Here is a 6,905-nt window from a genome sequence, read left to right as displayed (position 1 = left end):
GAGCGGTCGAGACAAAGCGACGAAGGAGCAAGTATCGACCACTCGGACGCGAGACTCGACGGGCCGCGAACCCCGCCGTGCCGAAGGCACGGCCAGCAACACCGTCCGATTTCCGCTAGCACGGGTTGGCGCGAGCTGACATTGTTGATTGCGTGACAATCACGGCATTGGACTTCGAGCGGTGCTATCGGGCGGTGTCGACGCGGGATTCGCGATTCGACGGTCAGTTCTTCACGGCGGTGCGAACCACCGGGATCTATTGCCGCCCTTCGTGCCCTGCCATTACACCCAAACGCTCCAATGTCACGTTCTTACCCACCGCGGCGGCCGCCCAGCACGCGGGATACCGCGCCTGCCGCCGCTGCCTGCCCGACGCCGCCCCGGGCTCCCCGCTGTGGAACACCCGCGCCGATCTCGCCGCCCGCGCCATGCGCCTCATCGGGGACGGGGTGATCGAACGCGGCGGCGTGCCCGCGTTGGCGGCCACCCTCGGCTATTCGCAGCGGCAACTCACCCGGGTACTGACCACCGAACTCGGCGCCGGACCGCTGGCGCTGGCCCGCGCGCATCGCGCGCACACCGCGCGCCTGCTCATCCAGACCACTTCGATGCCCATGTCGGACATCGCCTTCGCGGCCGGATTCGCCAGCATCCGGCAATTCAACGACACCGTGCGCGAGGTGTTCGCGGTCAGCCCGACCACCATGCGCACGGAGGCGCAGCGGGCCCGCCGCGACACCGCCGCGGTGCCCGCGACGAACGGTTCCCTGACCCTGCGGCTGCCATTCCGTGAGCCGATGGATCGTGCTTGGCTGGAATGGTTCCTGTCCTCGCATGTGGCACCGGGCATGGAACTGTGGGACGACCACGTCTACACCCGGACCCTGCGCACCCCGCACGGGCACGCCACCATACGGATGAGCTTCCAACGCGATCACGTACGCACCGAACTCGCCCTGCACGACATGCGCGATCTGGCCCCCACGGTGGCGCGGCTGCGTCACCTGCTCGACCTCGACGCCGACCCGGTCGGCATCGACGAGGTGCTGGGGGTGCTGCCGCGAAATGTCGACTCCGAACCGCTCGACGGCGAACAACTCCCCGACGCGGGCACCGCGCCTGCCACCGATGATCTGCCACCGGCGAGCGGGGCGCGGCGGCCGCTGTTCAGTCCCGGTATCCGGGTGCCCGGCTGCGTCGACGGTCACGAACTGTTGCTGCGCACCATGATCGGGCAGCAGATCTCGGTGGCGGCGGCGGCCACGCACACCGCCCGACTGGTCGAAGCGCTCGGGGAATCGGTGGAAGGCCCGGTGCCGCGCTTGTTCCCGACCGCGGCGGTGGTGGCCGAACGGGGCGCGGAGGTGCTGACCGGACCGGCCCGTCGCATCCGATCCATCGTCACCGCCGCCGCGGCGCTGGCCTCCGGCGAGCTGCACCTGCATCAGGGCCGCACCGCCGCCGACCTGCGGCGCGATCTGCTCGCCCTCGACGGTGTCGGTCCATGGACCGCCGACTACGTGACCATGCGGCTGCTGGCCGACCCGGATGTCCTGCTCGGCACCGATCTGGTGGTGCGCCAGGGCGCCGCCCAGCTCGGTGTCGACCTCGCCGACACCGCGCGCTGGGCGCCGTGGCGGTCGTATCTGTCCATGCACCTGTGGAAGGCCGCACTGGCCGGGCGCACGGTGCGCTGACTACCCGAGAAAGCGAGAACCACCATGTCCACCGCCACGCATACGGCGGATTACACCACCGTCGACACCCCGATCGGCCCCTTCACGGCCATCGCCGACGCCGCGGGAGCGATACTCGCCTCCGGCTGGACCAGCGACGCGGAGAATCTCCGCGGCCTGGTCCACCCGCGCCTGCGTCCCGCCGAACTGCGCGAACGTCCCGACCTCGGCGCGATCACGCGCGCGATCACCGAGTACCACCGGGGCGACTTCACCGCCATCGACCCGATCCCCGTCACCCAGCACTCCGGGGAATTCCTGCTGCACGCCTGGGGGGTACTCCGCAAGGTTCCCGCGGGCGACCCGGTCACCTACACCGAGTTCGCCGCTATCTCCGGCCGACCCGCCGCCACCCGCGCCGCCGCCAACGCCTGCGCCCGTAATGCGGCGGGTCTGTTCGTCCCTTGCCACCGAGTCCTGCGCATAGGCGGCGCACTGGGTGGCTTCCGCTGGGGACTCACGACCAAACGCTGGCTCCTCGAGCACGAACATGCCGCGTAACGGCGGCGCGGGCGCGAATCCGATCCATTCGGAACCGAGAGCGGAGGCTTTCGCATTCGGCGGGAGTCTCGGGCCGAAGTGTGCTGGCCAGGTGCCTGCGGTCAGGCGACGGTGGCGCGGACGTGGGAGCCGGTTCGACCTCGGATGACGTGGAGGCGGCTGGGAATGCGTTGGCGCATTTCGTCCACGTGGCTGACTATGCCGACGACTCGGCCGCCCGCGCGCAGTTCATCGAGGACGCCCATGACGGCGTCCAGCGTGTCGGCGTCGAGGCCGCCGAAGCCCTCGTCGATGAAAAGGGTGTCCAGGACCAGGCCGCCGGATTCGGCCGCGACGGTGTCGGCGAGGCCGAGGGCCAGGGACAGGGAGGCCATGAACGTCTCCCCGCCGGAGAGGGTCTTGGCGGGGCGGACCGCGCCGGTGTAGTCGTCGCGGATGTCGAGGCCGAGACCGCCGCGGCGGCCGTGTTTGCCCGCGCGGTCGGTGTGCACGAGTTCGTAGCGTCCGCCGGACATGCGACGCAGCCGTTGCGAACCCGCGACCGCCACCTCCTCGAGACGGGCGGCGAGCACGTAGGAGCGCAGCGACATGCGGCGGTTGTTCTCTCCGCGACCCGCGACCACTTCGGCCAGCGCGGCGAGTTCGTCGTGTGCGCGTTGCAGCGGCGCGATCACGTCGAGCGCCGCCCACAGCTGACCGCCCAGATCCTCGAGCAAGGTCACCCTGCGGATCGCCTCGGCGTGCGCGGCGACGGCGGCATCGCTCGCAGCGCGCGATTCGGCCACCCGGCGGTCGATCTCGGCGAGGTCCTCGGGTTCGGCGGTCGCGGCGGCCACTGTCTCCGGCTCGGCGAGCACCGCCTCGGCGCGCACCCGATCGTGGTCGGCGTCGCGCAACTCGGCCTCGATCTCGCTGCGGCGCCGCGCGGTCCGCGCCGCCGCCGTCACGACCTCGGCATGCGTGGTGAGTCGCGCGACCACTTCGTCCGCGGACCGCGGCGCACCTTCCGATTCCTCGATCTCGGCGAGCAAACCCGCTGCGCGCGCGAGACTTTCGACTCGCGCGGCCACCGCGACGACCTGTTCCCTTGCCGAATCCGCCTCGGTTCGGGCATTGCGGAACGCCGTCGCGCGGCGCACCAGCCCGTCGATACGGCGGCGGCGGTCGTCGATGGTGGCGTCGGCGCCCGCGGCCGTGCGCAGCCGTTCGGTGAGTTCGGCCAACCGGGCCTCGGCGGCGGCGATGCGGGCGGTGACCGTGCTGCGGCGGGAATCCGCGTCGCGCAGCTCGTCGTTGACGCGCGTCTGCTCGGTGCGCAGCCCGCCGAGTTCGTCGGTGTATACGCCCACCAGATCGGCGATCTCGACGGCGTCGGCATGCCGATCCGCGGCCGCGCGGCGACGATCGGCCAACTCCACCGGATCGGCATCACCGCCCGCCGCCTCGAAGGCCGCGATCTCTTGTTCCAGTCCGGCGACCTGATCGCGGACGCGGTCGCGAGCGCTCTCGGCCTTTCGCTCGGCCGCCACGGCCTCGTTCTCGGCGCGTTCGGACACCGACCGCTCCGTGGGCCGCGCTGGGTCGGGATGTTCGGCCGCACCGCACACCGCGCACGGTTGGCCGTCGACCAGCTGACCGGCCAACTCGGCCGCCATACCCGCCAGCCGGCGCTCCCGGAGTTCGAGCACCCGCTCCCTCGCGTCGTTGTGGACGGTGCGGGCCGATTCGAATTCCACGCGCGCGTGATCGAGCGCGGTACGGCGGCGGGTCAATTCGACCGCCGCGGTGGCGGCCCGTTCGAGCCGTTCGAGTTCGACGGTGAGCGCGGGCAGCCCGGCCGCCACATCGGCGGCTTCGCGGAGCCGGACCTCGGCGGCGGCGATGGTCGCGGGAAGTTCGTCGCGACGCCGGGTCAGCTCGGCGACCCGCACCGCGAGCCGCTGGTCCTCGTGGCGCAGATCCGCGAGTTCGTCGGTCAGGCGCGTGGCGGTGGCCGCGTCCCCGCGCACCTCCTCGAGCGCGCCGACGCGGGCGCTCCACTCCCGGATGGCCGCGTCGACATCGGCCTCGCCGCGCACCGCGTCGGATTCGGGGTCGAGCAGCTTGGCGCCGTGGAGGTCGGCGGCCTTCGGGTCCCGCAGCGCGTCGGCGAGTCCGGTGGCCGCCGTGCGCAATTCGTTGTCGCGACCCCGGCTCACCATGACCGCCGCCCTGGCCTCGTCGATCGCCTCGGCGACCGGCTGGGCACGGTGCGCCGCTTCGAGTTCGGCGACGAGGGCGGCGCGGTGGTCGGAGGTCGCGGTGTAGTGATCCAGGGCGGCGCGCGCCTGCCGCATGCGGGCGCGCACCTCGTGCAGGCGACGCTGCTTCTCCGCGTGCGCGAGGACCAGCGACGATTCCCGCTGCGCGCGCTCGGTTTCCGCGGCGGTCACGACCAGTTCGGATTTGGCGGCGGCGAGTAGATCCTGCGACCACACCACCGCGTCGGCCGGTTCCACGGTGTCGGTGACGCTGTGTCCGGCGGCCATCGCCACATTGTCGATGAGGCGCGTGATGGCCTCGGTGCGCAATTTCATCTCGGCGTCGGAGGCCCGGCGTTTGTCCGCCAGCCATTGTTCCGCGGTGCCGAACCGCTGTGTGTCGAAGAGCTTTTCGAGCAGCCGTTCGCGTTCCTCGTTCTCCGCGCGCAGGAAGCGCGCGAAATCGCCCTGCGGCAGCAACACCACCTGGAAGAACTGATCCGCGCTCATGCCGAGCAAGCGAATGATCTCGTCGCCGATATCGGTCAGCCGCGACAGATCGACCCCGCGCCCGTCCAGCCATTCCAGTGTGGCGGCGGGATTCTCCTTGACCCATCCGCTCTTGGCGCGCTTGCTCGGCCGCAGGAATTCCGGTGTGCGGTTCAGCCGCACCCGCCTGCCGCCCAGGGTGGCTTCGAGCACCACGCGCGGCGGGGTCTGCTCGTCGGCGTGATCGGAATGCAGACGTTTGCTCTCGCCTCGCGCGCCCGGCACGCTGCCGTAGAGGGCGAAGGCGATGGCGTCGAGCACGGTCGTCTTGCCCGCGCCGGTCTGGCCGTGCAGCAGGAAGAGCCCGTCGGCCCCGAGTTCGTCGAAATCGATCGCGGTGGTCTCGGCGAACGGCCCGAACGCCGTCATCTCCAGCCGGTGCAGTCTCATGCGGCGCTCCCCCGGTTCACGCGCTGAGATCCGCGGCGCGCGGCGGCCACTCGTCGGGCGGCGCGGCGGCGACCCGTTCCGATTCGCGTACGGCGGCGGCGAGCGCCTTGTCCAGCCAGGCGATCTCCCCCGGACTCGGTGTGCCGCGCACGTCGGCGAGGAAACTCTGTGCCACCTCGATATCGCGTCGACCGTGCACGCGTTCACGGTAGCGCAGCTCCGCATTGCCCTCCGGGCGTGACCATTCCACGTGCACGATATGCGGGAAGCGCTCACGCAGGACGCGCAGCGCGTCGACCGGGCGGGCGGTGTCGGTGAGGGTGGCCGAGACGTAGTGTTCCTCGGCGGCGGCGTGCACGGGATCGGCGAGCAGTTCCTCGAGTGTGCCGGTGAGCCTGCTCAAGCCGCGCACCACGGGCAGGTCGCGGCGGCGCACGTCGCGCAGTCCGCATTCGTCCAGATCGATGATCCACACGGCCTTGCGATGGGAGTTCTCGGCGAAGGAATACGGCAGCGGCGAACCGGAATAGCGCACCGACTCCGAGAGGGTCTGCGGCGAATGCAGATGTCCGAGTGCCACGTAGTCGATGCCGTCGAAGGCCGAGCGCGGGACCGTCTCGACGCCGCCGACCGAGATCGAGCGCTCCGAGCCGGTGGCCTCGGCGCCGACCACGAAGGCGTGCGCGAGCACCACCGCGCGCACCCCGTCGAGACGGGCGATATCGGCACGGATTCGCGCCATCGCCGCGGCGAGGATGTCGGCGTGCGAACGTGCCTGCGGCACATCGAGTTCGGCGCGGGTGATATCCGGTTCCAGATAGGGAATGCCGTAGAAGGCGACCTCGCCGTGCTCGTCGCGCAGCAGCACCGGCTCGTGCGCGCCCGCGACCGTGGTGCGCAGATGCAGCCCGCCCGCCGCCGCGAAACGCGCACCCGCGCCGAGCCGGGTGGGCGAATCGTGATTGCCGGAGGTGGCGACGATCACCGCGCCCGCGGCGCGAATGGCCTCGAATCCGCGATTGCACACCGCGATCGCGTCGGCGCTTGGAATCGAGCGGTCGTAGACATCGCCGGGGACGACGACGACGTCGACCGACTCCGCGCGCACCATATCGGCGATGGCGCGCAGCGCGTGCTCCTGGTCGGACAGCAGATCGACGCCGTGGAAGGTACGCCCGATGTGCCAATCCGAGGTGTGCAGCATCCGCATGGGCCGAAACCGTAGGCGCACCCACCGACAGAATTCAATTGCCCGGCCCCTCGTGTCGGATATGCCACCTTTGTCCCGGCGTGTTCGACGGCGTTTCGTCGCAGGCCCCGCGTGGGTCCGTGATCGGGTCGGCAGGTGACGGACCGGACATGCCAACGGCGCGAACGCCATTCGGGACAATGCCGCGATCGCCATTTGCCCGACCGCCGCCGGGCGCCCGTACGGGCGGGTATAGACCGACGTCACCGCGTATTCGCCCGGTAGGCGCCGACAGATAGC

4 protein-coding genes are annotated in these 6,905 nt (G+C 71.0%); 2 read left to right on the top strand and 2 right to left on the bottom strand.

Annotated elements, in window-relative coordinates:
* Nucleotides 1–152 precede the first annotated feature (152 nt).
* Complete coding sequence (locus tag APZ21_RS28150) at nt 153–1,697, top strand: DNA-3-methyladenine glycosylase 2 family protein (protein WP_054816271.1); 1,545 nt, start codon at nt 153–155, stop codon at nt 1,695–1,697.
* 24 nt (nt 1,698–1,721) lie between these two features.
* Nucleotides 1,722–2,237: a methylated-DNA--[protein]-cysteine S-methyltransferase gene (locus tag APZ21_RS28145; protein WP_054816270.1), complete on the top strand. Its 516-nt coding sequence runs from the start codon at nt 1,722–1,724 to the stop codon at nt 2,235–2,237.
* Between the two features lie 101 nt (nt 2,238–2,338).
* Here APZ21_RS28145 and APZ21_RS28140 read toward each other — a convergent pair whose 3' ends face one another.
* A complete protein-coding gene (locus APZ21_RS28140; protein WP_054816269.1) occupies nt 2,339–5,416 on the bottom strand; it encodes an AAA family ATPase in 3,078 nt (1,025 codons plus the stop codon).
* Nucleotides 5,417–5,432: 16 nt separating this feature from the next.
* Entirely contained in the window at nt 5,433–6,626 is a 1,194-nt protein-coding gene (locus APZ21_RS28135; RefSeq protein ID WP_054816268.1) for an exonuclease SbcCD subunit D, read from the bottom strand.
* Nucleotides 6,627–6,905: the final 279 nt, after the last annotated feature.

It is taken from the genome of Nocardia arizonensis (assembly GCF_001310275.1).
Lineage (GTDB): Bacteria > Actinomycetota > Actinomycetes > Mycobacteriales > Mycobacteriaceae > Nocardia > Nocardia arizonensis.
Note: the sequence above shows the minus strand (reverse complement) of the source record. Positions and strands in the feature narration are given on the sequence as shown.